The following is a 25,924-nucleotide window of genomic DNA, read 5'->3' as shown; positions in this document are numbered from 1 at the left end:
GTCGGCGGTTATTTCATCCGCTCGGCGAAGGTTTTACGGAACTTCGCCACCTTCGGCGCCACCACGAACGCGCAATATCCCTGCAGCGGATGCTGCGCGAAATAATTCTGGTGGTAGTCCTCCGCCTTGTACCAGGTCTCCTGCGGCACGATCTGGGTCACGATCGGCGCGTCCCACACCGCCGCCATCTCGGCCATCACCTTGCGCGCCGTCGCGTCCTGCTCGTCGGAGGTGGTGAAGATCACCGAGCGGTACTGCGGGCCGACGTCGTTGCCCTGGCGGTCCTGCGTGGTCGGGTCGTGGATGGTGAAGAAGATCTCGAGGATGTCGCGGTAGCTGATCACGGACGGGTCGAACTCGAGCCGCACCACCTCGGCGTGACCGGTGGTGGCCGAGCACACCTGCTCGTAGGTCGGATTCACCACGTGCCCGCCCATGTAGCCGGATTCCACGCGCGTCACCCCGCGCACTTCCAGGTAGACCGCCTCCGTGCACCAGAAGCATCCGCCGCCCAGGATGGCCACTTCGGTTGCTGTTTGCTCGCTCATCGCACACCTTGCATTCGTCAGTTTTAATGATCTTTAATGTAACGCAAAGTGAACGATCGTGCAGTGCACTACCTCACCTGCACCGCCATTCGGCCCGACAGTGGCATAATGGCGCATCCTATGAATACACGTACTCCCCGCGCCACGGAACGCGGCTTCGATTCGGCCCATTTCCGCCACGCCCTGTCGCAATTCGCTACCGGTGTCACCGTCATCACCACGCGCCTTGCCGACGGAACCTTTCGCGGCCTGACCGCCAGCTCCTTCAACTCGGTCTCGCTGGAGCCTCCGCTCGTCCTCTGGAGCCTGGGCGCCGGCGCCAACAGCCTGCCCATCTTCAGCGGCAATTCCCACTACGTGATCAACGTGCTGGCGGCCGGCCAGCAGGACCTGGCGCTGCGCTTTTCGCGCCGCAGCGAAGCCAACCCCTTCGACGGCGTCGACTACGAACTGTCGCGCACCGGCCAGCCGATCCTGAAGGGCGTCTCGGCCTGGTTCGAGTGCCACAACCGCAGCCGCTATCCGGAAGGCGACCACGTCATCTTCGTCGGCGAAGTCGAGGAATGCGCCGTGCATCCGCAGTCGGCGCTGCTGTTCCACGGCGGACGATTCGGCACGACCGGATAAGCCGTCACTGGCGCAAAAGCGGCACTTGCCGAGGATTGCGCCAGTTGTCCGGAGTTTCAGGCAAGTCCTGACGAAAGCCGCGCCCTACCATGCTTCTCACCTTAACGCCGCATTCGACGCGGCACCAACTGGAGAGAAGATCATGTCCAAAGTCTGGTTCATCACCGGCGCCAACCGCGGCATCGGCGCCAGCATCGCCCAGGCAGCCATCGCCAGCGGCGACCAGGTCGTCGCAGCCGGCCGCAGCCTTGCTCAACTGAAAGAAGCCTTCGCAAACGTCGATCCGGCCCAGGTCGAACTGGTCGCACTCGACGTCGCCCAGGAAGCACAGGCTCCGGCCGCGATCCAGGCCGCGGTCGACCGCTTCGGCCGCATCGATGTGCTGGTCAACAACGCCGCCTACGGTCTGCTCGGCAATTTCGAAGAACTGTCCACCGAGGAAATCGCGCAACAGTTCGGCGTCAACGTGTTCGGTGTGATGCACGTGCTGCGCGCCGCCCTGCCCGTCCTGCGCCGACAGCGCAGCGGCCACGTCATCAACATCAGCTCGATCGCCGGCCGCACCGGCTTCGACGGCGCCGCGGTGTATTGCGCCACCAAGTATGCGATCGAAGGCCTGAGCTCCTCGCTGGCGCTGGAACTGGGCAAGTTCGGCATCCACGTCACCACCGTCGAGCCGGGCTTCTTCCGCACCGACTTCCTCGACCAGAGCTCGGTGCGCTACGGAAGTAAAGTGATCGAGGACTATGCCGCCCACGGCACGGTCGCGGGCGCCTACGGGGCCTACCACGGCAAGCAACTGGGCGATCCGGTCAAGCTGGGCGACGTGGTGATCCAGCTCGCCACTATGGCGAATCCGCCGCAGCACTTCCTGGCGGGCAGCGATGCGCTCGCGATGGCGCATGCCGAAGTCGATGCGCGCCTGTCCGAGATGCAGGGCATGGCCGAACTGTCGCGCTCGACGGACCATGCCGATGCCTGAGCAAAGCCGCGTGGCGTTGGTGTATCCTGAATGGGACAAGATCATGAACTCGCTCGTCCCACCCCCCTCCCCACCCGCCACGCCGGCGCTCGCGCGGCTGGCCGGCCTGCTCACGGCCCATGCGCCGCAGGACGGCAGTTTCCAGACCTGCATCCCGGGCGTGCACGCCATCCGCGCCTCGAACACGAGCACGGAACTCGTGCACGGCCTGCACTGCGCCGCCCTGTGCATCGTGGCGCAGGGGGCGAAGACCGTCATGCTTGGCGACGAGTCCTACGAGTACGATCCCTCGCGCATGATGATCTTCTCGCTCGACCTGCCGATCGCCGCCATGATCCGGCAGGCCAGCGTGGCCGCGCCCTACCTGTCGTTCCGGCTCGACTTCGACCAGGAACGCCTGTCGGAGCTGATCCTGAAGGCATATCCGGACGGCGTCCCGGCCGTGCCCGACAGGCGCGCGGTCTACGTGGCCCAGGCCGGCGAGCCCGTCATCGACGCCGCCGCGCGCCTGCTGACCCTGGCGAGCCAGCCCGAGGAAGCCGAGCTGCTGGCGCCGCTGGCCATGGACGAGATCGTCCTGCGCCTGCTGCGCGGCCCCTTCGGCGCCCGCCTGGCCCAGCTCGGGCGGGTCGAATCGCATCGGATCGGCAAGGTGGTCGACTGGATCCGCCGCAACTTCGACCAGCCTATCCGCATCGACGACATGGCGGAGCTGGCGCACATGAGCACCTCGTCGCTGCACGAGCACTTCAAGTCGCTCACCTCGATGAGCCCGCTGCAATTCCAGAAGACGCTGCGCCTACAGGAAGCGCGGCGGCTGATGTTGTCGACCGGCATGGATGCGGGGCTGGCCTGCCAGCGGGTCGGCTACGCCAGCCCATCCCAGTTCAGCCGGGAATATGCGCGCCATTTCGGCAGTGCGCCGACGCGCGACATGGTGCGCCTGCGCAGCGCCGGCCTGAGCGAAGCCGTCTCCTTCACCCAATAATGTGGGCGGAAAACGTCCGCGTGATCGGCATTGCCCGCTGGTCAAAAATGAAAATGCCTGTCGCAGTTTCAAAAGATACCGTTCGGCGTCATTCCTATAATGGTCAGGCTATGGCGCGGCCCAGGGAGCGGTGCGCGCCTTCGTTTTTGTCATAAAAACCATCGAGACAGGAAGATCCATGAGCCATTCCGATTCGCCCCGCAAAGCCGCCTTCCACTGGGACGACCCCCTGCTGCTGAACAGCCAGCTGAATGACGACGAGCGCATGGTGCGCGACGCCGCGGCCGCCTATTGCCAGGACAAGCTGCAGCCGCGCATCCTCGAGGCTTTCCGCCACGAGCGCATGGATGTCGAGATCTTCCGCGAGATGGGCGAACTCGGCCTGCTCGGCCCGACCATCCCCGAACAGTACGGCGGCCCCGGCCTGAACTACGTGGCCTACGGCCTGATCGCGCGCGAAGTCGAGCGCGTCGATTCCGGCTACCGCTCGATGATGAGCGTGCAGTCCTCGCTGGTGATGGTGCCGATCTACGAGTTCGGCAATGAAGAGACCAAGCAAAAATACCTGCCGAAACTGGCCACTGGCGAATGGATCGGCTGCTTCGGCCTGACCGAGCCGAACCACGGCTCCGACCCGGGTTCGATGGTCACGCGCGCGCGCAAGGTCGAGGGCGGCTATTCGCTCAGCGGTTCGAAAATGTGGATCACCAATTCCCCGGTCGCCGACGTGTTCGTGGTCTGGGCCAAGGACGACGAAGGTGCGATCCGCGGCTTCGTGCTGGAAAAAGGCTGGAAGGGCCTCTCCGCCCCGGCGATCCACGGCAAGTTCGGCCTGCGCGCCTCGGTCACCGGCGAGATCGTCATGGACGAGGTGTTCTGCCCGGAAGAAAATGCCTTCCCCGAGGTGCGCGGCCTGAAGGGCCCGTTCACCTGCCTGAACTCGGCGCGCTACGGCATCGCCTGGGGCGCGCTCGGCGCGGCGGAATCCTGCTGGCACACCGCGCGCCAGTACGTGCTGGACCGCAAGCAGTTCGGCAAGCCGCTCGCCGCCAACCAGCTGGTGCAGAAGAAACTGGCCGACATGCAGACCGAAATCACCCTCGGCCTGCAGGGCTGCCTGCGCCTGGGCCGCATGAAGGACGAAGGCACCGCCGCCGTCGAGATCACCTCGATCATGAAGCGCAATTCCTGCGGCAAGTCGCTCGACATCGCCCGCACCGCCCGTGACATGCTCGGCGGCAATGGCATCTCGGACGAGTTCGGCATCGTGCGCCACATGGTCAACCTCGAGGTCGTCAATACCTACGAAGGCACCCACGATATCCACGCGCTGATCCTGGGCCGCGCCCAGACCGGCATCGCCGCATTCTGACCGGCCGCCGGCCTTGATCGGCGCCGACAAACAGGACGAGGTCCGGCGCCGCCTGCGCGGCGCCGAGGCCGAGCACGGCGTCAAGGTGCTGCTCGCCGTGGAATCCGGCAGCCGCGCCTGGGGCTTCGCCTCGCCCGACAGCGATTACGACGGCCGCTTCATCTACGTGAACCGGCCGGAGTGGTACTTGTCCGTCGGCCTGGAAGAGCAGCGCGACGTGATCGAATATCCGATCGTCGACGAGATGGACATCAACGGCTGGGACCTGCGCAAGGCCTTGCGCCTGTTCCAGCGCTCGAATCCCGGCTTCGTCGAATGGATCCAGTCGCCCCTGGTATATGAATCGGCCGGCTCCTTTGCCGCGCGGGCGCGCGCACTGCTGCCGCAGGTATACTCGGTGGAACGCGGTGTGCACCATTACCGCAGCATGGCCAAGACCAATTTCCGCGGCTATCTGCAGACCGAACGCGTCCCGCTGAAAAAATACTTCTACGTCCTGCGCCCCCTGCTCGCGGTGCGCTGGCTGCTCGCCCACCAGGCGCCTGCCCCGATCGAATTCGGCCGCCTGCTGTCGACGATCGACGGCGAACCCGCCTTGCGCGACGCCATCGACGCCCTGCTCGAAGCCAAGCGCGCCGCGCCGGAACTCGGGCTGGCGCCGCAGGTGCCGGCGATCCAGGGCTTCATCGTGTCCGAACTGACGCGCCTGGAAACGCTTCACATTCCGCGCGACGCCCGCAGCCAGTCCGAGCCCCTGCTGTCCGCGCTGTTCCGCGACGTCCTGCGCGAGACCTGGGACTGATGCAGCGTGGGTAATCCACGCAACAGTAATTTTTTGTTTTCAATCGCTGCGTCAATACGGCGAATTTATGCCTTACTATAGGCATTAGCTTCGCATAAACGTTTTCGACGACAAAGCCATGTCGAAAGGCCCGAAAAGCGTACCGGAAGGACTGCAGTTGCCCACTGCCGGGGATCCGCATGCGCTGTCGCTCGAGCGCTTGCTGCAAAACCTGCCGGGTGCGGCCTACCGTTGCCTGAATGACGGCAGCTGGACGGTGCACTTCGTCAGCGCCGGCATCGAACAGCTCACCGGCCACCCCGCCGGCGCCTTCATGGCGCGCCCCGGCCTGTCCCTCGCCAGCCTGATCGTCCCCGAAGACCGCCCCGCGGTCGAGTGCCGCATCGCGATGGCGCTCCACAAGGGCCAATCCTTCCAGATGACCTACCGCATCCGCTGCGCCGACGGCGCGCTGAAGTGGATCTACGAGCAGGGCACGGCCACCGCGCACGGCGGCGGGCATCTGCTGGAAGGCTTCCTGTTCGACTACACCCGCGTGCACGACGCCGACCTGCTGGCGCGCGAACAGGCCTCCTACCTGCAGCAGGCGCACGACGCCATCGTCGCGATGGAGATGAATTCGCGCATCACCTACTGGAACAACGGCGCCGAGTGCCTGTACGGCTGGAGCGCGGCGGAGGCGCGCGGCAGGAAGTTCTCGGAACTGGTGTGCGACAAGCTGCAGGCCTACCACGTGGCCTGGGAGAGCACCCTCGCCAACGGCGAATGGTCGGGCGAGCTGTCGCACCTGCGGCGCGACGGCGTCTGCATCGAGACCGATACCCGCTGGACCCTGCTCGCGGCCGACCAAGGCTGCGCCGGGCAGAAGATCCTGGTGATCAGCACCGACATCAGCGAACGCAAGCACCACGAGGCGAAGATCTACCACCTCGCCTTCTTCGACCCGCTGACCGACCTGCCGAACCGCGCCAGCCTGCTCGACCACCTGCGCCGCGCCTTGCTGGGCAGCGCGCGCACGCGCAAGTGCGGGGCCCTGATGTTCTGCGACCTCGACAACTTCAAGTACCTGAACGACTCCCAGGGCCACGCCGCCGGCGACATGCTGCTGCAGGCGGTGGCGCGCCGCCTCGAGCACTGCGTGCGCGAAGCCGACCTGGTGGCGCGCCTGGGCGGCGACGAATTCGTGATCCTGATCCAGCCGGTCGAGGACACGCGCGAAGGCGCCGCCGCCAATGCCGAGACGGTGGCGGCCAAGGTGGTGGCGGGGATGGCCGCACCCTTCCAGCTGGCCGAGATGATGTATTCGGTGTCGGTCAGCGTCGGCGTCACCACGCTCTCCGGCACCGTGGACACGGTCGAATCGACCCTGCGCCAGGCCGACGCCGCCATGTACCAGGCCAAGGCCTGCGGCCGCAACACCTACCGCTTCCACGACCCGGCGGTGCAGGCCGCGTGGTCGGCCCGCGCCGAGCTGGAAAGCGGCCTGCGGCGCGCGCTGCGCGACAACGAATTCGTGCTGCACTACCAGCCGCAGCTCGACCGCAGCAGCCGCGTGATCGGCGCCGAAGCCCTGCTACGCTGGCGCCTGCCGAGCGGGAAGCTGCTGTACCCGTCCGAATTCATCCAGGCCACCGAGGAGAGCGGCCTGATCATCGACATCGGCCGCTGGGTGCTGCAGACCGCCTGCGCCGAACTGGCGCGCTGGCAGCGCTGGCCGGACACGGCGGGCCTGACCCTGTCGGTGAACGTCAGCGCCAGCCAGTTCACCGAGCCGGACTTCGTGCCGATGCTGCAGCAGATCTTCGAAGAGACCGGCGTCCAGCCTTCGGGGCTGAAACTGGAGCTGACCGAAAGCCTGGTGGTGAGCGACTTCACCCACACGGCCCACACCATGTCGACCCTGAAGCAGCGCGGCATCAGCTTCTCGCTCGACGACTTCGGCACCGGCTACTCCTCGCTGGCCTATTTGCGCAAGCTCCCGCTCGACCAGCTCAAGATCGACCACTCCTTCATGCGCGACGTGCTGACCGACCAGAACGACGCCTCGATCGTGCGCTCGATCATCGCGCTGGGGGACAGCCTGGGGCTGCAGGTGATCGCGGAAGGCGTGGAGACGCCGGGGCAGCGGCAGTTCCTGTCCGATGCCGGCTGCTTCATCTACCAGGGCTTTCTATACCAGCACGCGCTCAGCGCCGAGCATTTCACCCAGTACGCCCGGATGGTCCACTGACGGGTTTTCGTAGGGACAGCGGTTTTCCACGCGCCCAGCGATTGGACGACAAGGAGAACGTCAGCGCCCGCACCTGGTGATACCACCCGGCCGGCACGTACAGCATATCCCCCGGCTCCACGATCACTTCCACCGCATTCGCCTGCCGCGCCAGCGGATACGTATCGAAATCCGGCTGCTCCGGATCGAACGGCGATCCGAACAGCACCGGATTCGCCTCCCGCACGTAGAGGAATTCGTCATGATGCGGCGGCACCAGGAAGATCCGCTTGGTCCCCCAGATCTGCGCGAAGATGTTGTCGTCGAAATCGCAGTGCAACGGCGTCATGGTGCCGATTGGTCCGAGCCAGAAGCGCGGCGGTCCCATCTTCTGAAAATAGGCCGGCCAGTGGCACAGGCGGTTCAACTCGCGCAGCTCCATATTCCCGACATAGGGCGGCGGCTCGTCCGGCCCGTGGATGCGGCCGGGCTCCAGATCGAGGTATTCGCGCAAAGTCATGTCGCGCATCGGACGGTCGGCGCGGAAGGCCTGGCGGATGTAGTCGCCGGTACGGGCGCGCACCGGCATCTCGCCGTACTGTTCGCGCAAATCGTGGGGAGTCAGGCGCAACAAAGGCCAGCGACTGACCACGCCAGTCATGAGGAAAGGCAGTCCCTGCGCCGCGCGTTCGGCGAAGGCCTGGGCGTCGAGACGTTTGATGCGAGGAATGTCGGTGAGCAGCGGCAGGCTGCGCGCATGCGCCTTGACGGCCTCGCGCATCGCCGCGATGGAGTCGACGCCGCGCACGGCGGCATCGCGTTCTTCCTGCGCCAGCTTGCGCGCCGCCGCTTCTTCCGGCGTCGCGGCCAGGGTTGGCAGCGGCGGCAGCCCCTTCGATTCACTTCCCTTGCCCGACATCGTTTTCACATCCGGTTTCACGAAACCGGACAGGGTAGCGCGTCGGGCAGGAAAAGTCGAATCAGAGGCGGCCGGTAACGAAAGGCGTCTCGGCCACGCCCTTCATGCCGGGCTTGAGCAGCACGACGGAACCAGCGTCGCCGCCGGTGCCCGGATCGATCGACGTCACCAGCAGCACGTCCAGCTCCGGCCCGCCGAAGGCGCACATCGACGGTTTGGCCATCGGCAGCGCGATCTCGCGATCGAGCTTGCCGCCAGGGGTAAACCGCTGCAGCAGGCCGGCGTCGTTGGCGCAGCTCCAGTAGCAGCCTTCGGCATCGACCGCGGCGCCATCCGGGCGGCCCTTCTGCTTGGAGAGATCCGCGAACACGCGCTGGTTGGACGGCGTGCCGGTCTCGATGTCGTAGTCGAAGGCCCACACCGTGCGCACCTGCGGATGCGAATCCGACAGGTACATGGTGCGGCCGTCCGGCGACCAGGCCAGGCCGTTCTGGGTCAGCATATTGCTTACCACCGGACCGACCAGACCCTCCTGTGCGCTGTAGCTGTACAAGCCGCCCACCGCGCGCGCCGCGCCCATGTCCATGAGCATGGTGCCGCTCCAGAAGCGGCCCTGCCGGTCGCAGCGGCCGTCGTTGAAGCGCATGCCCTCGCCCAGCTCCGAAGCCGGAGGAGCAGCCAGCAGCGTGACCTTGGCGTCGCCATCCTCGCCCAGGGTCAGGCGGAAGATGCCGGTTTCCATGCCCGCCACCAGGCTGCCGTCGTCGGCGGCGGCCACGCAGGCCACCATCTCCGGGGCTTCCCAGTAGCGCGCGGCGCGGGTCGCGTGGTCCAGGCGCCAGACCCGGCGCGCCGGGATGTCGACCCAGTACCACGCGCCTTCCACCGCATTCCAGGTCGGGCTTTCGCCGGTGGCGCAGTGCACGCCCTCAAGTCGTTCGATCTGCATGTCGCTCATCACAGGTCGGTGATCTCGCGGTGCGCCGGCACCAGCGCTTTCATGACGGCCCAGGCGACCAGGTAGGCCAGCGCGCAGATCGAGAACATGATCATGTAGCCGGTCTCCATGTGGCCTTGCGCGCCGTAGTAGTCGAACAGCCAGCCGCCCAGCTTGGTGATCAGGACGCCGCCCAGGCCGCCGGCCATGCCGCCGATGCCGACCACCGAGCCGACGCTGTGTTTCGGGAACATGTCCGACACCGTGGTGAACAGGTTGGCCGACCATGCCTGGTGGGCCGAGGCGCCGATGCCGATCAGGATCACCGGGAACCAGTAGCCCATGGTGCCGAGCGGCTGGGCCAGCAGCACCACCAGCGGGAACAGGGCGATGGTCAGCATGGCGCGCATGCGGCCCTGGTAGATGCTGGCGCCGCGGTCGATGAACCAGGTCGGCAGCCAGCCGCCGCCGATCGAGCCGACCATGGTCATGCTGTACAGGACCGCCAGCGGGATCACCATCTCCGGGCCCGTCAGGCCGTATTGCGAGGACATGTACTTGGGCAGCCAGAACAGGAAGAACCACCACACGCCGTCGGTCATGAATTTACCGAAGGTGAAGGCCCAGGTCTGGCGGTAGCCGAGCAGCTTGAACCACGATGCCTTCGGCTTGTCGGCCGCGACGGGCGCCGCTTCGACCGGCGTGCTGTCGCTGTTGATGTAGGCGAGCTCGCCGGCGGAGAGGCGCTTCTGGCGTTCCGGCGTGTCGTACAGCCACAGCCACAGGCCCATCCACAGGAAGCCGACCGCGCCGACCGCGATGAAGGCGGCCTGCCAGCCCCAGTACTCGGCGATCAGCGGCACGGACAACGGCGCCAGGATCGCGCCGACGTTGGCGCCCGAGTTGAAGATGCCGGTGGCGAAGGAACGCTCGCGCTTCGGGAAGTACTCGGCGGTGGCCTTGATCGCGGCCGGGAAGTTACCCGCCTCGCCGATCGCCAGCACCGCGCGGCCGACCATGAAGCCGATGATCGAGACCGGCACCGCGGCCAGGCCGAGCGTGGTGAAGATGTTGTTGACGGCGGTGCCGATGCCGATCGCGTAGGCGTGGGCGATGGCGCCGATCGACCACACGACGATGGCCAGCACGAAGGCGCGCTTGGTGCCGAGGCGGTCGATCACGCGGCCGGCGAACAGCATCGAGATCGCGTACACGAACTGGAAGGTCGCCGTGATGTTGGCGTAGTCCGTGTTCGACCAGCCGAATTCCTTGGTCAGCAAGGGAGCCAGCAGGCTCAGGACCTGGCGGTCGAGGTAGTTGATGGTGGTGGCGAAGAACAGCAGACCGCAGATGGTCCAGCGGTATTTGCCCACCGTGGAGGCCAGCTCCCCGGTCTTCTCTGGGCGGCTCATGACTTGCTGATTCATGTGATCAGTTCTTTTCAAGTGAAACAGCCGGAGTCTCCGCCGGCTGGTACTTCAATCGACAAAAGGGGGCGCAATCAGCGCCCCCCCGGTATTACATGGCGACTTTCAGGTCCCCGTCCAGCACGCGTGCCAGGCCGAGTGGATTGTCGTCGCGCAGCGCCTCCGGCAGCAAGTCCGCCGGCAGGTTCTGGTAGCACACCGGACGCAGGAAGCGGTCGATGGCGGTCGCGCCCACCGAGGTGGTGCGGCTGTCGCTGGTGGCCGGGAACGGGCCGCCGTGGACCATCGCATGCGAGACCTCGACGCCGGTCGGGAAGCCGTTGAACAGCACGCGGCCCGCCTTGCGTTCCAGGATAGTCAGCAGCTTGGCGGCCAGTGCATGGTCGGCCTGCTTGACGTGCACGGTCGCGGTCAGCTGGCCGTGCAGCTTCTCGGCCGCCTGCAGCAGCTGCTCTTCGCTGTCGAAGCGCACCACCAGCGCCGCCGGTCCGAAGATCTCGTCCTGCAGGTCCGGGTTGGCGATGAAGGCGGCAGCGTCGACTTCGTACAGCGCGGCTTGCGCGGCGCAGCCGATACCTTCCGTGCTGCCTTGTGCAACGAGGCGCAGGCCTTCGGTCGAACCGAAGCGTGCGATGCCGCTGTTGTAGGCTTCATGGATGCCGGCGGTCAGCATGGTGCCGGCGCCCTTGCCTGCCAGCGCGGTGGTTGCGGCGGCGGTGAACGCATCCAGCGCCGCGCCCTTGACCGCGAACACCAGGCCCGGGTTGGTGCAGAACTGGCCGACGCCCAGGGTCAGCGAATCGACGAAGCCGTTCGCCAGCGCGGCGCCGCCCTCTTCCAGCGCGGTCGGCAGCAGGAACACCGGGTTCACGCTGCTCATCTCGGCGTAGACCGGGATCGGTTCGTTGCGGCTAGCTGCGGTGCGCATCAGCGCAGTGCCGCCGCCACGCGAGCCGGTGAAGCCGACCGCCTTGATGGCGGCATTAGCCACCAGCTGCTGGCCGATGGTGCGGCCGTCGCCGAACAGCATCGAGAACACGCCTTCCGGCAGGCCACATTCCTGCACTGCGCGCTGGACGGCGCGGCCGACCAGTTCCGAGGTGCCGAGGTGGGCGCCGTGGGCTTTCACCACCACCGGGCAGCCGGCGGCCAGTGCGGACGCCGTGTCGCCACCGGCGACCGAGAAGGCCAGCGGGAAGTTACTGGCGCCGAAGACGGCGACCGGGCCCAGGCCAATCTTGGCCAGGCGCAGGTCGGGACGCGGCGGAGTGCGTTCCGGCAGCGCGCTGTCGATGGTCGCGCCCAGGAAGCGGCCGTCGCGCACCACTTTCGCGAACAGGCGCAGCTGGGTCACGGTGCGCATGCGCTCGCCTTCGAGGCGGGCTTGCGGCAGGCCGGTTTCCTGCTGGGCGCGTTCGATCAGTTCCGAACCGATCGCCAGGATCTGTTCCGCCACCGCTTCCAGGAAGCGTGCGCGCTGCTCGAGCGGCAGGCTGCGGTACGGGTCGAAGGCTTGCTGCGCCAGGGCGCAGGCGCGTTCCACGTCGTCGCCCGTCGCCTGGCCGAAGGCAGGCTCGAACTCGGCGCGGGTCGAGGGGTTGTAGGCACGCTGCTCGCCCGCGCTACCGCGGACCAGCTGGCTGCCGATGATCATTTCACCAGTAATCGTCATGACGCTTGCCTTTTACCCTTAGACCGGGTTCTTCTGCTTCTGGATCAGGGCCAGCAGCATCTGGTCTTCTTCCGCGGTCAGGTCGGTCAGCGGCGGACGCACCGGGCCCGCGCCATGGCCGACCAGGCGTGCGCCGGCCTTGATGATGCTGACGGCGTAGCCGCCCTTGCGGTTGCGGATGTCCAGGTAAGGCAGGAAGAATTCGTCGATCAGGCGGTTGGTGGTCGCGGTGTCGCCGGCGGCGGTGGCGTGGTAGAAGTCCATGGCCAGCTGCGGCACGAAGTTGAACACGGCCGACGAGTACACCGGGGTGCCCAGCGCTTTATAGGCGCCGGCATAGACTTCCGCGGTCGGCAGGCCGCCCAGGTAGCTGAAGCGGTCGCCCATCTTGCGCCAGATCGAGACCATCAGTTCGATGTCGCCGATGCCGTCCTTGAAGCCGATCAGGTTCGGGTTGCGGTCGGCCAGCTTGGCCAGCGATTCCGGGGTCAGGCGGCAGGCGGCGCGGTTGTAGACCACGACGCCGATCTTCACGGAGCGGCACACCGCTTCGACGTGGGCGATCAGGCCGTCCTGGTTGGATTCGGTCAGGTAGTGCGGCAGCAGCAGCAGGCCCTGCGCGCCCTGGCGCTCGGCTTCCTGTGCGTGGGCGATGGCCGCGCGGGTCGGGCCGCCGCAGCCTGCCAGGATCGCGACGCCGGTGCCGGCGCAGGTGTCGACCGCGGTCTTGACGATCTGGCCGTACTCTTCGCCGTGCAGCGAGAAGTATTCGCCGGTGCCGCCGGCGGCGAACAGCGCGGTGGCGCCGTACGGGGCCAGCCATTCGAGGCGCTTCTGGTAGCCGGCCTTGTCGAACTCGAGGTCGGCGGTGAAGTCGGTGATCGGGAAGGACAGCAGGCCGTGCGAAAGGACTTTTTGTAGCTCGAGCGGTTGCATTGCGGGGTCTCCAGGACAGTTATGATGGGATACTGCGGTAAGTTGTATGTCATCGTACAACCTAAACGTCGACCCGGCAAGCAAAATGTTCGATGGTTTTTTAATTGATCCGGGCTTCGATGCGGCGCTGCGCTTCGACCAGACGTTCGCGGCTGTTGGACAGGTGGGTGCGCATCGCGGCGCGCGCCGCTTCCGGGTCGCGCCGTTCGATGGCGCGGTAGATGTCGTCGTGCTCGCGGCTGACGCGCTCGTTGAAATTGGCCGGCTTGTCCTGCTCCAGCTCCACCGTGTTCAGGCGCGCGCGCGGAATGATGGCGTTGCCCAGCTGGGCCAGGATGTCGGCGAAATAGCGGTTGCCGGTGGCCTGCGCGATCAGGAGGTGGAAGCGCTTGTCGGCATCCGCCGCCGGCCTGCCGGACGCCATCGCCTCGTGCATTTCTCCCAGCGCCACACCCAGCTCCCGCACCTGCTCGTCGCTGCGGCGCACCGCCGCCAGGCCGGCGGTCTCGGTCTCCACGCCGATGCGCAGCTCGAGGATCGAGAGCACGTCGCGCAGGGTCAATATGCTCTCGGCGTCGATGCCCAGGCCGGCGCTCGGCGCGGGTTCCAGCACGAAGGTGCCGATGCCGTGCCGGGTCTGCACCAGGCCCGACGCCTGCAGATGCGAGATCGCCTCGCGCACCACGGTGCGGCTGACGCCGTGCTGCGCCATCATCGACGATTCGGTGGGCAGCTTCTCGCCGGGTTTCAGGAGTCCCTGGCGGATGCTGCCGCTGATCTGTTCGACGACGCCCTGGGCGAGATTGCGGGGCTTGCGCTGCGTGGGGACCATGGGAGGATGTGGGGATGAGAAAGGGATAAGACGATTATATATCATTACAAGATGTCTGACGTCTTACAACAAGATGTCTATGTTACGGGTACGCTTGCTTTCCCCTCCTACTCATGAGCCGTCATTCCCGCGCAGGCGGGAATCCAAGTTCTTATGCGTTCCGTTAGCGCACGCAAAATTGGGTTCCCGCCTTCGCGGGAAGTCGTAGGCGCCAGTGGCGCGTACGACGGTGCAGGGGTTAACGAAGAAAGCGTACGCAGTCTTTACGCTCCGGCCTGACCGCTTGATAAATTGGTCAGGCCAAAATAGAATCGACCGAATAATCAGGAGACCGCCCATGCTACGCCCCGCCCTTGCCCTCTTCCCCCTGCTCCTTGCCGCTCACGTGCACGCAACCCCCGCCCTGCCCGACCGCATCATCCTGGTCGGCGACTCCACCATGGCCAGCACTACCGGCTACGGCGACGCCCTGTGCGCCCGCTTCACGCCTGAAACCGCCTGCCTGAACCTGGCGCGCGGTGGCCGCAGTTCGGGGAGCTTCCGCGCCGAAGGCCGCTGGGACGAGGTGACCAGGCTGCTGCAGGACGGCGCGGCCTTCCGCAAGACCTACGTGCTGATCCAGTTCGGCCACAACGACCAGCCGGGCAAACCAGGACGCTCGACCGACTTCGTCACCGAGTTCCCCGCCAACATGAAGCGCTACGTGGAGGAGGCCCGTGCCCTGGGCGCCGAGCCGGTGCTGGTCACGCCCCTGACCCGCCGCAGCTTCAAGGGCGGCTATGTGCACAACGACCTCGCCCCCTGGGCCGGCGCCATCCGCGACATCGCGCGCGCTACCCGCGCGCCGCTGGTCGACCTGAATGCCCTGTCACTCAGCGCCGTGCAGGCCATGGGACCGAAGGAAGCCGACAAGCTGGCGCGCCTTGGGGCCAACTTCGACTACACCCACCTGGGACCGGCCGGTGCGGAACGCTTCGCCGGCATCATGGCCAGCGAACTGCCGCGCAAGGTGCCGGCCCTGGCCGCCGATCTGCGAGGTGCACGTTGAACCCGCGCGCCACCCTCCTCGCCCTCGCCCTGGCCGGCGCCTTCGGCCAGGCATTCGCCGCCCCGATCGCCTTGACCGAACGCCAGCACGCGCCGTCCGACGGCTGGGCCGCTCACGATGGCGGCACCCGCGGCGGCGCGCTCGCCAGGCCCGAACACGTGTTCACGGTGCGCGACCGCGCCGGACTGCTGGCCGCGCTCGGCGCCCAGGCGCCGGCCCGCATCGTCCGCGTGGCCGCTACCATCGACATGAGCGAAGGCCGCGCCTTCGCCTCCACCGAAGACCAGGCGCAGCGCGGCATCGTGCGCATCCCCTCGCACACCACCCTGATCGGCGTGGCGCCGAACGCCGGCTTCGTCAACGGTTCGCTCATCGTGGCCAACGCCGAGCAGGTCGTGATCCGCAACCTCGCGATCCGCAATCCCTGCGACGTCGGGCCGCGCTGGGACGCGAAGGATGGACCGAAGGGCAACTGGAACTCCTCGTTCGACGGCATCACCGTCTCCGCCTCGCACCACGTCTGGATCGACCACAACAGCTTCACCGACGCCCCCGATACCGACGACAGGCAGCCGGTCGAGAACGGCAAGCTGAAGCAGTGCCACGACGGCGCCCTCGACATCAACCAGGGCGCGGACTTCGTCAGCGTCAGCTACAACCGCTTCGGCCAGCACGAGAAGAACATGCTGATCGGTTCCGGCGACCGCGCCACCGGCGACGCCGGCCACCTGCGCATCACCCTCAAGGGCAACCTGTTCGAGCACGTCGCCGAACGCGCGCCGCGCGTGCGCTATGGCCAGGTGCACCTGCTGAACAACTACTATGTCGGCGACCGCAAGCATCCGGTCTACGCCCACGGCTACAGCATCGGCGTGGCGCACGCCTCGCACGTGATCTCGAGCGCCAACGCCTTCGATATCGAGGGCGCCACCGCCTGCAAGCAGATCGTGCGCGACCCCGCCTCCAGCCACGGCGTCTTCAACGACAGCGGCTCGCTGCTCAACGGCCAGGCCCTGCAGGACTGCCACTTCGGCGGCGACGTCGGCTGGCGCGTGCCCTACCGCTTCACGGCCCTGCCGGCGAGCGAGGTGGCGCACCATGTGATGGAGAACGCGGGCCCGCAGCCTTTATTGGGCAAATCCGACGGCTTCGCCGAAGCGCGCGTCGTCCCAGGCAAGGGCGCGCCCTTCATCCTGCGCGCACGCCAGGATGCGAACGGCGACTGGCAGGGCGCCAGCCTGCAGCTGGCCGACGACGGCAAGGTGCTGCACATCGAGCTGCTGGAGTCGCGCGGCGGCGAAGTCAAACGCATCAAGCAGGTGCGCCGCAACGCCTCGCCTGCCGGCGTGCCGGTGGTGCTGCGCTTCGCGGCCGAGCCCAGCGCCGGCCCCAATGTAAAAGGTCCGTCGCTGTCGGTCTCGGTGGATGGCGACCGCGCCACCTGGCTGCTCGCCACCGCCATGCCGGCGGTGCAGCCGGTCGGCTGGGAGACGGGCGCCAACACCCTGCTCGACCTGCGCAGCGGCCCCGCCGGCCTGCCCGAGCGCGTGAGCGTGCACGTCGGCGCCGACCGCATCGCCCTGCAGGCGGGCGACGCGCCGGAAGCGATCCGCCTCGGCGGCGCGCCCGTCGTCACGGCCCAGGCGCAGGACGCGCGCATCGCCACGGTCGAAGCGGCCGAGGGCGGCCTGCGCGTGACGCCGCTGGCGGCCGGCAGCACCACGGTCACCGTGCGCAGCGTCGACGATCCGTGGGCGCAGGCGATCTTCACGGTCGAGGTGCAGACACCTTTCATGGCGCCGGACGGCGCCACCCTCCCGCCTGGCGCCACCGCCCACCCGGCGCAAGGCGCGCGCGGCGTGCCGACGGATGCGCCGCTGCGCCTCGTGTTCGACCAGGCGCCGGTGCTGGGCAAGGAAGGCAGCGTGCGCGTCTACCGCAAGCGCGACAAGGCGCTGGTCGCCGTGGTCCGTCCCGGCGAAACCATCACCGCGCTCGGGTCCCAGGCACGCCAGCGCCTGGTGCGCCAGCATGCGATCAAGGTCGTGGACAAGGAGCTCTACGTGCGCATGCCGCAGCCGCTCGCCTACGGTGAAGAATACGAGGCCGTGATCGACGCGCGCCTGGTGCGGCTTGACGGATTCAAGGGAGCACGCTGGTCCTTCCACACCACGCCCTATCAACCGGTCGGCGACAGCATCACCGTGGACGACGACGGCCGCGCCGACTTCCGCACGGTGCAGGGCGCGCTCGATTACGCCATGCGCCAGCCGCGCGACAAGGCGATCACCGTCAACGTGCGCGACGGCGTCTATCCGGAGATCCTCTACCTGGTCGACAAGGACAACGTCACCCTGCGCGGCCAGAGCCGGGAACACACCATCATCCGCGCCGCCAACAGCGACACCCGCAACCCGGGGTCGGGCGCCAGCCAGCTGATCGGCACGCCGGGCTTCTCGGGCGGCCGTTCGCTGTTCCTGGCCCAGGACGTGGACATGCTCGAGATCCGCGACATCGCCCTGCACAACAGCACCCTGCGCAGCGACGGCCACTCGGCCCAGGCGGAGACGATCTTCTTCTTCAGCGACCGCGGCCGCCTGCAGGTGCGCAACGCCCATTTCATCTCCGAGCAGGACACCCTGCAGCTGACCGGCTACGCCTGGTTCTACCGCTCGCTCATCGAAGGCAACGTCGACTTCATCTGGGGGAACAACCGCGCCGCCCTGTTCGAGGAAAGCGAACTGCGCACCGTCGGCGACAGCGCCAACCGCGAGAGCGGTGGCTACATCGTGCAGGCGCGCACCGTGGGCAAGGACGAGCCGGGCTTCATCTTCCTGCGCTCGCGCATCACGCGCGGCCCCGGCCCGGCGGGCAACCTGCCGCCGGATGGCGCGACCTACTTCGTGCGCTCGCCGGGCACGCCGAGCACCTGGGACAACGTGGTCTTCATCGACAACATCATCGGCCCGCACGTGGCGCAAGACGCCTGGTACCGCAAGCCGCTGCCGAATCCCCTGCAGGGCGGCTGGGGCGAGTACGGCAACAGGAGCGAGGATGGACAGCCGCGCAGTTATGGCGGCTTCCAGCTGGACCGCGAGGCCGCGGCACGCCTGTCCAGCCGCGCCACAGTGTTCGCCGGCCGCGGCTGGAATCCCCAGTAGGGTGGGCGGTCCTCCGCCCACCCTACGAAAAGCCGGCTTGACAATACCGTTTACAGCTGTAATCATCACCTCAAGATTACATTTGTAAATGGTACGTCATGCCCACACCACCCGCAATCAACATCAGCGATGCCGAATCCCACGTCATGGAAGTGCTGTGGCGCGCGCCCGGCCCGGTCGTGGCCGAACAGGTCGTCGTCGCCCTATCGGAAAGCCAGCACTGGCAGTCCGCCACCGTCAAGACCCTGCTCAACCGCCTGCTGAAGAAGGGCGCGATCGCCGCCGAAAAGGATGGCCGGCGCTTCCTCTACTCCGCGATCCTGCCGCGCGAAGCCTGGCTGGCGCGTGAAAGCGAGAGCCTGGTGCAGCGCCTGTTCGGCGGACGCATCGCGCCGCTGGTCGCGCACTTCGGCAGCCGGAAAAAGCTGTCGCAGGCCGATATCCAGGAGCTGCGCAAGCTGATCGACGAGATGGACGATGGCCAGTGAATTCACCGGCCTGATCCTGCGCGGTGCGCTGTTCGCCGGCCTGGCGATCCTCGTCCTGCTGGTCCTGCGCCGGCCGCTGCGGCGCTGGCTCGGCGCGGCGCTGGCCTACCAGGCCTGGCTGCTGATGCCGCTCGTCGTGTTCGCGAGCCTGGCGCCTAGCCGCCCGGCCCAGGTGCTGCAAACGATCCAGGTGCTGCGCCCGGTCCAATCGCTGGCGGCGCAGGCCACGGCCGCCGTCCCGTCGTCTGGCCAAGCCGACATGCTGATGCTTGCCTGGGCCATTGGCGCGGCAGCGATGGCGCTGCGCTTCGCCCTCGGTCAGCGCGCCTTCCTGCGCCGGGCCAGGGCCGGCGCGGCCGGGCCGGCCTCGGTCGGCCTGTTCCGTCCACGGGTCGTGCTGCCCGACGATTTCGCGGCGCGCTATTCGCCTGCCGAACAGGCCCTGGTGCTCGCCCACGAACGCGCCCACATCGCCCGCGGCGACCTGCCGGCCAACCTGGCGGCAAGCCTGTTCCAGTGCGTCTTCTGGTTCAATCCGCTGGTCCACCTGGGCGCACGCGCCTTCCGCCAGGACCAGGAACTGGCCTGCGACGCCGCCGTCATCCAGCAGCATCCGGGCCAGCGCCGCGTCTACGCCGAAGCCCTCCTGAAGTCCCACACCGGCGCCTTCCGCGCCGGCCTGCACTGCCAATGGCAATCCCCTCACCCCACCAAGGAGCGCATCATGAGTCTGCAGCACACCCTACCCGGAACCTTCCGCCGCGCCGCCGGCCGCTGCATCCTCGCCCTGATGGCGCTGGGCGCATTCGGCGCCACGCTGGGCGCCCGCGCGCAGCAGCCTGTGGCCGTGTCCCAGTACATGGTGTCCCTGGCCCTCGTCGACGGCAGCAGCTCGCCTTTCGGCTTCGACGTCAAGGCGGACGCCTTCCAGAGCGACGGGAAGGGGATGATCCCGCGCGTAATCACGCCGGCCGGCGAGAAGTTCAGCGTCAGCTCGGGCGAGTGGCGCCTCGACATGATCGTGCATCCGGGCGAGACGCCGGACAAGGTCTGGCTGACCGGAAAGCTGTTCAAGGGCGCGGCCCTGGTAACGGCGCCCACCCTGCTGACCCGGGTGGGCGAAGCGGCCACCGTCCGGGTCGGCGAAGGCGACAAGGCATTCAGCATGGCGATGACCGTAACACCTCAGCCGTAAACATGGCCGCCGTTCGCGTATAATTGGTTGGTCCACTTGCAACATTACCCGCGCCAAACTAAGATTCCTTGTTTGGCATCGGCCACCATTTATCCACGACGGACCCATCGATGAAAAAAACCGCTGCGCCGAACGAAAACGGCGGCAACGAGCCAAGGCTGTACCGGGTGGTCTCGAGCAAGATCGTAGAACTGATCCGCGCCGAGAATATCCGTCCGGGCGAGCGCCTGCCGGCCGAACGCGAGCTGGCCGGCAAGCTCGGCGTCAGCCGCACCTCGCTGCGCGAAGCCTTGATCGCCCTGGAACTGGGCGGCACGGTCGAAGTGCGCGGCGGCTCGGGGGTCTACGTCAGCGAGCAGGCCAAGCCGCAGGCCGAGGTGCCGACCGCCGGCCCCGGCCCCTTCGAGGTGCTGGCCGCGCGCCGCCTGATCGAGGTCGAGGTGGCGGCGCTGGCCGCCAAGCACGCCAGTGATTCGGCCATCGACGCCATCCTGCGCGCGGTCGAAGAGATGGAGCAGCACCACGAGGAACGCGCCGGCAACGAGTCGGCCGACCGCAATTTCCACCTGGCGATCGCGCGCGCCACCGGCAACAGCGCGATGGTCGGCGTGATCGAATACCTGTGGAGCCAGCGCGGCTCGCTGTGGCACAAGCTGAAGGAACACTTCCAGACCGAGGAACTGCGCCAGCAGACCCTGCTCGACCACCGCAACATCTTCGCCGCGATCGCCTCGCACGACGTGGCCGGCGCCCGCACCGCGATGCGCGCCCACCTGGACCGCGTCACCCGCACCTTCTCGCGCGGCTGATCCGCCCGGCCGGTCACGCGCCCGGCCGTCTCCCTGCCCTGCCCGCCACGGTGGCTCCGGCCCACCCACGCCGCCGCATGCACCGCTGTCTTGCTATTGACATAATTGGTCTGACCACTTTGTATTTACCGGTAGACCGAAAAATAACTGGCTCGTCCAGATTGCGAAAGCGGTCAGACCAAAGTAGAATCGCCCCACCCCGCGCGATCCGGGAGGACCCTGGGCGCGCTTGACGAAAACAAAGCAGGAGACATATGAAACACCGTACAACCTCCCATCCGCGCTTCCTTCTGTCGGCAGTGTCCGCTGCAGTCATGGCCCTGACCAACGTCGCAATCGCGCAGGAAGCGCCGATGCAGCGCGTCGAAGTCACCGGTTCCTCGATCAAGCGACTCGCCACCGAGAACGCCCTGCCCCTCACGACCATCAAGGCGGAAGAACTGGTCAACCGCGGCCTGACCACGATGTCGGAAGTCGCCGTGGCCCTGACCGTGGCCTCGACCAACGAACCGGTCGGTGGCGGCGGCAGCGGCACGATGATCAATATGCGCGGCCTGAACACCAACCGCACCCTGGTGCTGCTCAACGGCCGCCGCCTGGCCAACGAGGCGCTGGGCGACAGTTCCGTCAACGTCGACGTGATCCCGATGGCCGCCATCGAGCGCGTCGAAGTGCTGCGCGACGGCGCCTCGGCCCTGTACGGCACCGACGCGATCGCCGGCGTGGTCAACTTCATCACCAAGCGTTCGATCACCGGCGTGACGGCCAGCGCCAGCACCGTGCAGCCGGAGCAGTCGGGCGGAGGCGCCCAGCGCCGCGCCGGCCTGGTGATCGGCAAGGGCGACCTGGCCAGCGACGGCTGGAACGTCTACACCGCGATCGACGTCCAGCGCCGCGACTCGCTGCTGCAGCGCGACCGCCCGAACATCACCGACCCGGCCAAGATTGTCCAGCTGGGCGGCACCGCCTTCACCCCGAACACCTCGGGCGGCGCGGCTTCGCCGGCCAACTTCACCATCTACCGCAACGGCAAGTCGGCCAGCATCACCGGCAATCCGTATTTCGCAGCCGGCTGCGTGACCCCGTACGCGGTCCAGACCACGATCCCGTCGACCCGCACCAACGCCAACGGCGGCAAGACCTGCATCACCGACCCGACCTACTATCCGGAACTGCTGCCGGAAGCGCAGCAGGCGACCGTGTTCACCAAGGCCAGCCTGGCGCACGGCGACGGCGGCATCCTGACCGTCGAACTGAACCTGTCGAAGTCCTATATCGACGCCTCCGACGCGCCGCAGCCGTTCGGCGCCAGCACCGACTACGACCGCTTGACCGCTTCGCGCCGTCCCCTGATGATCACCAGGGCCAGCAAGTGGTACCCGGGCGGCAGCGGCGGCGTGCCGGCCGTGGCCGGCCTGAATGGCGAAGACCTGGCCCTGACCTGGAGCCTGGACGAACTCGGCGCCGTCACCACCCACGACGAACAGCTCAACCACCGCCTGGTGGTGCAGGACGAGGGACAGCTCAGTTTCTTCGGGGGCTGGGACTACCGCGCCGGCGTCTCCTACGCCTACAGCCAGCGCAACATCGGCTTCCGCGACAACTTCGTGCGCACCCCGGGCCTGTACGCAGGGGTGGAAAAGGGCATCTTGAACCCCTTCGGCCCGCAGGACCAGGCCGGCCGCGACTACCTCGAGAGCATCTCGGCCGACGGCCTCGAATACCGCAATGCCGACGTGCGCTACTACGGCGCCGACGTCAACCTGTCGCGCACCCTGATGGACCTCGGCGGCGGCGCCCTCGGCCTGGCGGTCGGCGCCGACTGGCACCGCGAGTCCTTCGAGGAAAACATGAACATGCTGGGCAACGAGGTGGTCTACAAGGTGTCGGGCACCCCGGGCCGCAACCCGAGCGGTTCGCGCCGGGTGGCCGGCGCCTACGCCGAACTCGACGCCCCGGTGACCAAGGAACTGAACCTGAACTTCGCGGTGCGCGCCGACCATTTCAGCGACTTCGGCAACACCGTCAACCCGAAGGCCAGCTTCCGCTACCAGCCCATGAAGCAGCTGATGCTGCGCGGCACGGTGAGCAAGGGCTTCCGCGCCCCGACCCTGCCGGAACTGTACGGCAGCGAGCGTACCCTGACCCCGTCCTCGTCGAACTGGGACGATCCGCTGCTGTGCCCGAGCGCCACCCCTGGCGTGACCGGCACCGGCACCCTCACCACCGACCCGCGCTACGCCGGCCTGAACCTGGACCCGACCCGCGTCTGCAACACCCGCCTGACCACCCTGACCGGCGCCAATCCCGACCTGGATCCGGAAAAGTCGAAGACCTACACGGTCGGCTTCGTGGTCGAGCCGGTGAAGAACTTCGTGGCCACCGTCGATTTCTGGAAGATCGACATGACCGGCACCATCGCCCAGGTCTCGGAAGACACGATCTTCAACAACATCGAGAAGTACGGCGACCTGTTCGTGCGTAACGCTGACGGCACCCTGGCCTACATCACCAAGACCCGCCTGAACATGGGCGGCCTGCGCACCCAGGGCGTGGACATCGGCCTGAACTACGTCTACCCGACCTCGAGCTGGGGACGCTTCGGCTTTTCGCTGGACGGCACCTACACCGACAAGTACGAAGGCCAGAACGAGTCGGGCGGCGAATGGTTCGACAGCGTCGGCCGCAACGGCGCCCTGTCCACCGGCGCGACCGCATCGAACACCTATGTGTTCAAGTGGAAGCACCAGGCGCGCGTGAACTGGTCGTACAACGGCTTCTTCGCCCAGCTGACGCAGCAGTACGCCTCGAGCTACGAAGACACCAATGCGCTGCCGACCCAGAAGCCGGGCCAGCCTTTCTTCAACCGCATCGCGGCCTACCGCGTGTACAACCTGTCGACCAGCTACAAGGTCAACAAGCAGCTCAAGCTCGGCCTGGGCGTGAACAACCTGTTCGACGAGGATCCGCCGCTGTCGAACCAGCGCCTCTCCTCGCGCGTGGTGTTCGCACGTAACGTCGCCAAGCCGATCGGCCGCACCTTCACGGTGCGCGCGGATTACAGCTTCTAAGCAGCGCCACGCCGGCCACCGGGTTCGCGTACGGTGGCCGGCGACCTTGACCACCGCAGGAGAAGACCCGATGACCTCCAGGCACATCAACCCGCAACGCCGCGCCCTCCTGCGCGGCGTTGGCGTTTCCGCAGCCGGCTTCGGCCTCGGCGCACCGGCATTCGCCGCACCGGCCAGGGACGACCCGTGGGCCCGCGCGCAAGGCATCATCGACGCGTTCAGGAAACCCCTCGCCTTCCCCAAGCGCGACTTCAATATCACCGCCTACGGCGCCGCCCCCTGCGACACCGTGACCGTGGAAGGCTTCCTCGCCCACCACGAACCGGGCCAGCTCACGACGCCGGCCCCGAACGCCAGGGACTGCTACGCGGCGATTGCCGCGGCGATCGCCGCCTGCAGCCAGGCCGGCGGCGGGCGCGTGCTGATCCCGGCCGGGAACTGGCTGGTGAAGGGCCCGATCGTCCTGAAGTCGAACGTCAACGTGCACCTGGCCAGGGGCGCCCACGTCTACTTCAGCAACGACCCCGAGGACTTCGCGAAATACGGCGACTACGACTGCGGCGCCAAAGGCAAGCTGGTGATCTCGCGCTGGCAGAGCAACGACTGCCTGAACTACTCGCCGATGGTGTATGCCTACGGCCAGACCAATATCGCCCTCACCGGCGAGGACTGGACCAGCATCCTGGACGGCCAGGGCGGCGTGCCGCAGGCGAACGGCGACACCTGGTGGGACTGGAAGGGCAAGAGGAAGGGCGCGCGCCAGCACGAGGCGCAGACCGCCGTGAACCCGCTCAATCCCGCGACGATCCGCGCGGTCGCGCCAGGGCTCTCCGACGCCCAGGTCGCGCTCATGGAAGGCAAGGACGACAAGTGGCGCACCGACGAAGCCTACCTGCCGACCCTGTCGGAAGCGGGCGTGCCGGCGGCCAAGCGCGTGTTCGGACGCGGCCATTACCTGCGTCCCTGCATGGTCGAATTCATCGGCTGCACCGACGTGCTGCTGCAGGGCTACCAGCTGAACGGCTCGCCGTTCTGGCAGCACCACCCGGTCAACTGCAGCAGGCTCGCGATCCGCAAGGTCCACATGAACAGCCTGGGCCCGAACAGCGACGGCTTCGACCCCGAAGCCTGCAACACCGTGCTGGTCGAGCACTGCACCTTCAACAGCGGCGACGACTGCATCGCGATCAAGGCCGGCAAGAACCTCGACACGCAGTTCGGCCCGACCCAGAACGTGGTGATCCAGCATTGCGTGATGAACAGCGGCCACGGCGGCGTGACCCTGGGCAGCGAGATGTCGGGCGGGATCCAGCACGTGTATGCGCAGGACATCGAGTTCCGCAACAGCCACTGGGCCACCGATCCGCTGAACATCGCGATCCGCCTCAAGACCAATATGAACCGCGGCGGTTTCCTGCGCCACTTCTATGTGCGCAACGTATTGATGCCGAACGGCGTGAACCTGAAGCCCCAGTTCTACACGCCGCTTCCCGGTTCGCCGATCCAGCCGAAATCGGTCAGCGCCGGCGCCGGCGCGGTGATCACCTTCGACTGCGACTACGCGCCCAGGGCCGACAATGTGCGCACCCGCCCGCCGGTGGTGGAGCACGTGCACATTTCAAATGTCAAGGTGGGGAATGTGGCGACCCGGGACGGGCCGCGCTCCTGCTACCAGGCGGTGCTGCTGCTCGGCCCCGTCGCCTTTGACTACAACGGCGACACGCCGGCCGAGGTGCTGCCGATCCGCGACGTCACCATCACCGACTGCGACTTCGGCACCCCGGTCAACGCGGCGCAGCCGATCTACACCTACAACGTGAAGAACGTCGTCCTGACCAACGTGACCATCGCCGGCAAGGTGGTCAACACCACCCTGCAGGCGTAAGCGCAATCAGCGCGCC

At 67.2% G+C, this 25,924-nt stretch carries 20 protein-coding genes; 13 read left to right on the top strand and 7 right to left on the bottom strand.

Annotated features, from left to right (window positions below; all coding sequences use genetic code 11):
- Positions 1 to 8: 8 nt before the first annotated feature.
- Entirely contained in the window at positions 9 to 548 is a 540-nt protein-coding gene (msrA, locus tag LQ564_RS01505) for a peptide-methionine (S)-S-oxide reductase MsrA (protein WP_231056322.1), read from the bottom strand.
- 120 nt (positions 549 to 668) lie between these two features.
- Here msrA and LQ564_RS01500 point away from each other — a divergent pair, with 120 nt between their 5' ends.
- The 6 genes from LQ564_RS01500 (at position 669) to LQ564_RS01475 (ending at position 7,549) form a co-directional block, all read left to right on the top strand.
- Positions 669 to 1,175 (top strand): flavin reductase family protein, encoded by a 507-nt coding sequence (locus LQ564_RS01500; RefSeq protein WP_231056321.1) that lies wholly within the window; start codon positions 669 to 671, stop codon positions 1,173 to 1,175.
- Between the two features lie 142 nt (positions 1,176 to 1,317).
- Positions 1,318 to 2,157 (top strand): SDR family NAD(P)-dependent oxidoreductase, encoded by an 840-nt coding sequence (locus LQ564_RS01495; RefSeq protein WP_231056320.1) that lies wholly within the window; start codon positions 1,318 to 1,320, stop codon positions 2,155 to 2,157.
- 43 nt (positions 2,158 to 2,200) lie between these two features.
- A complete protein-coding gene (locus LQ564_RS01490; RefSeq protein WP_231056319.1) occupies positions 2,201 to 3,145 on the top strand; it encodes an AraC family transcriptional regulator in 945 nt (314 codons plus the stop codon).
- Between the two features lie 178 nt (positions 3,146 to 3,323).
- Positions 3,324 to 4,517 (top strand): acyl-CoA dehydrogenase, encoded by a 1,194-nt coding sequence (locus tag LQ564_RS01485; protein ID WP_231056318.1) that lies wholly within the window; start codon positions 3,324 to 3,326, stop codon positions 4,515 to 4,517.
- Between the two features lie 13 nt (positions 4,518 to 4,530).
- The gene (locus LQ564_RS01480; protein WP_231056317.1) at positions 4,531 to 5,319 is read left to right on the top strand and encodes a nucleotidyltransferase domain-containing protein; all 789 of its coding nucleotides are present in this window, start codon (positions 4,531 to 4,533) and stop codon (positions 5,317 to 5,319) included.
- 118 nt (positions 5,320 to 5,437) lie between these two features.
- On the top strand, positions 5,438 to 7,549 hold the full coding sequence (locus LQ564_RS01475; RefSeq protein WP_231056316.1) for a putative bifunctional diguanylate cyclase/phosphodiesterase: 2,112 nt from the start codon (positions 5,438 to 5,440) through the stop codon (positions 7,547 to 7,549).
- On the opposite strand, the gene LQ564_RS01470 is transcribed toward LQ564_RS01475, so the two are convergent.
- The 6 genes from LQ564_RS01470 to LQ564_RS01445 form a co-directional block, all read right to left on the bottom strand.
- On the bottom strand, positions 7,521 to 8,447 hold the full coding sequence (locus tag LQ564_RS01470; RefSeq protein ID WP_231057342.1) for a cupin-like domain-containing protein: 927 nt from the start codon (positions 8,445 to 8,447) through the stop codon (positions 7,521 to 7,523). The genes LQ564_RS01475 and LQ564_RS01470 overlap by 29 nt on opposite strands.
- Positions 8,448 to 8,508: 61 nt before the next feature.
- Positions 8,509 to 9,405 (bottom strand): SMP-30/gluconolactonase/LRE family protein, encoded by an 897-nt coding sequence (locus LQ564_RS01465; protein ID WP_371873407.1) that lies wholly within the window; start codon positions 9,403 to 9,405, stop codon positions 8,509 to 8,511.
- Entirely contained in the window at positions 9,405 to 10,811 is a 1,407-nt protein-coding gene (locus tag LQ564_RS01460; RefSeq protein ID WP_231056315.1) for an MFS transporter, read from the bottom strand. The genes LQ564_RS01465 and LQ564_RS01460 overlap by 1 nt, the downstream gene beginning before the upstream one ends.
- Positions 10,812 to 10,902: 91 nt before the next feature.
- The gene (locus tag LQ564_RS01455; RefSeq protein ID WP_231056314.1) at positions 10,903 to 12,483 is read right to left on the bottom strand and encodes an aldehyde dehydrogenase (NADP(+)); all 1,581 of its coding nucleotides are present in this window, start codon (positions 12,481 to 12,483) and stop codon (positions 10,903 to 10,905) included.
- Between the two features lie 18 nt (positions 12,484 to 12,501).
- Entirely contained in the window at positions 12,502 to 13,419 is a 918-nt protein-coding gene (gene kdgD, locus LQ564_RS01450; protein ID WP_231056313.1) for a 5-dehydro-4-deoxyglucarate dehydratase, read from the bottom strand.
- A 100-nt stretch (positions 13,420 to 13,519) separates the two neighbouring features.
- A complete protein-coding gene (locus tag LQ564_RS01445) occupies positions 13,520 to 14,251 on the bottom strand; it encodes a FadR/GntR family transcriptional regulator (protein ID WP_231056312.1) in 732 nt (243 codons plus the stop codon).
- Between the two features lie 337 nt (positions 14,252 to 14,588).
- Here LQ564_RS01445 and LQ564_RS01440 point away from each other — a divergent pair, with 337 nt between their 5' ends.
- The 7 genes from LQ564_RS01440 to LQ564_RS01410 all read left to right on the top strand — a co-directional run bounded on the left by LQ564_RS01440 (position 14,589) and on the right by LQ564_RS01410 (position 25,908).
- Positions 14,589 to 15,299: a rhamnogalacturonan acetylesterase gene (locus LQ564_RS01440; protein WP_231056311.1), complete on the top strand. Its 711-nt coding sequence runs from the start codon at positions 14,589 to 14,591 to the stop codon at positions 15,297 to 15,299.
- Entirely contained in the window at positions 15,296 to 18,460 is a 3,165-nt protein-coding gene (locus LQ564_RS01435) for a pectinesterase family protein (protein ID WP_231056310.1), read from the top strand. Before LQ564_RS01440 ends, LQ564_RS01435 begins: the two co-directional genes overlap by 4 nt.
- Positions 18,461 to 18,558: 98 nt before the next feature.
- The gene (locus LQ564_RS01430) at positions 18,559 to 18,948 is read left to right on the top strand and encodes a BlaI/MecI/CopY family transcriptional regulator (protein ID WP_231056309.1); all 390 of its coding nucleotides are present in this window, start codon (positions 18,559 to 18,561) and stop codon (positions 18,946 to 18,948) included.
- Positions 18,938 to 20,143 (top strand): M56 family metallopeptidase, encoded by a 1,206-nt coding sequence (locus LQ564_RS01425; protein ID WP_231056308.1) that lies wholly within the window; start codon positions 18,938 to 18,940, stop codon positions 20,141 to 20,143. The genes LQ564_RS01430 and LQ564_RS01425 overlap by 11 nt, the downstream gene beginning before the upstream one ends.
- 110 nt (positions 20,144 to 20,253) lie before the next feature.
- Positions 20,254 to 20,952 (top strand): FadR/GntR family transcriptional regulator, encoded by a 699-nt coding sequence (locus LQ564_RS01420; RefSeq protein ID WP_231056307.1) that lies wholly within the window; start codon positions 20,254 to 20,256, stop codon positions 20,950 to 20,952.
- A gap of 254 nt (positions 20,953 to 21,206) precedes the next feature.
- A complete protein-coding gene (locus tag LQ564_RS01415) occupies positions 21,207 to 24,023 on the top strand; it encodes a TonB-dependent receptor (RefSeq protein ID WP_231056306.1) in 2,817 nt (938 codons plus the stop codon).
- Positions 24,024 to 24,093: 70 nt separating this feature from the next.
- Positions 24,094 to 25,908, top strand: a complete 1,815-nt coding sequence (locus LQ564_RS01410) for a glycoside hydrolase family 28 protein (RefSeq protein WP_231056305.1) — start codon at positions 24,094 to 24,096, stop codon at positions 25,906 to 25,908.
- The last annotated feature ends 16 nt before the right edge of the window (positions 25,909 to 25,924 follow it).

Origin of the sequence: Massilia phyllostachyos (genome assembly GCF_021044825.1) — a bacterium.
Taxonomy (GTDB): Bacteria; Pseudomonadota; Gammaproteobacteria; order Burkholderiales; family Burkholderiaceae_D; genus Telluria; species Telluria phyllostachyos.
The sequence above is the reverse complement of the archived record's forward strand: the minus strand, read 5'-3'. Positions and strand labels throughout refer to the sequence as shown.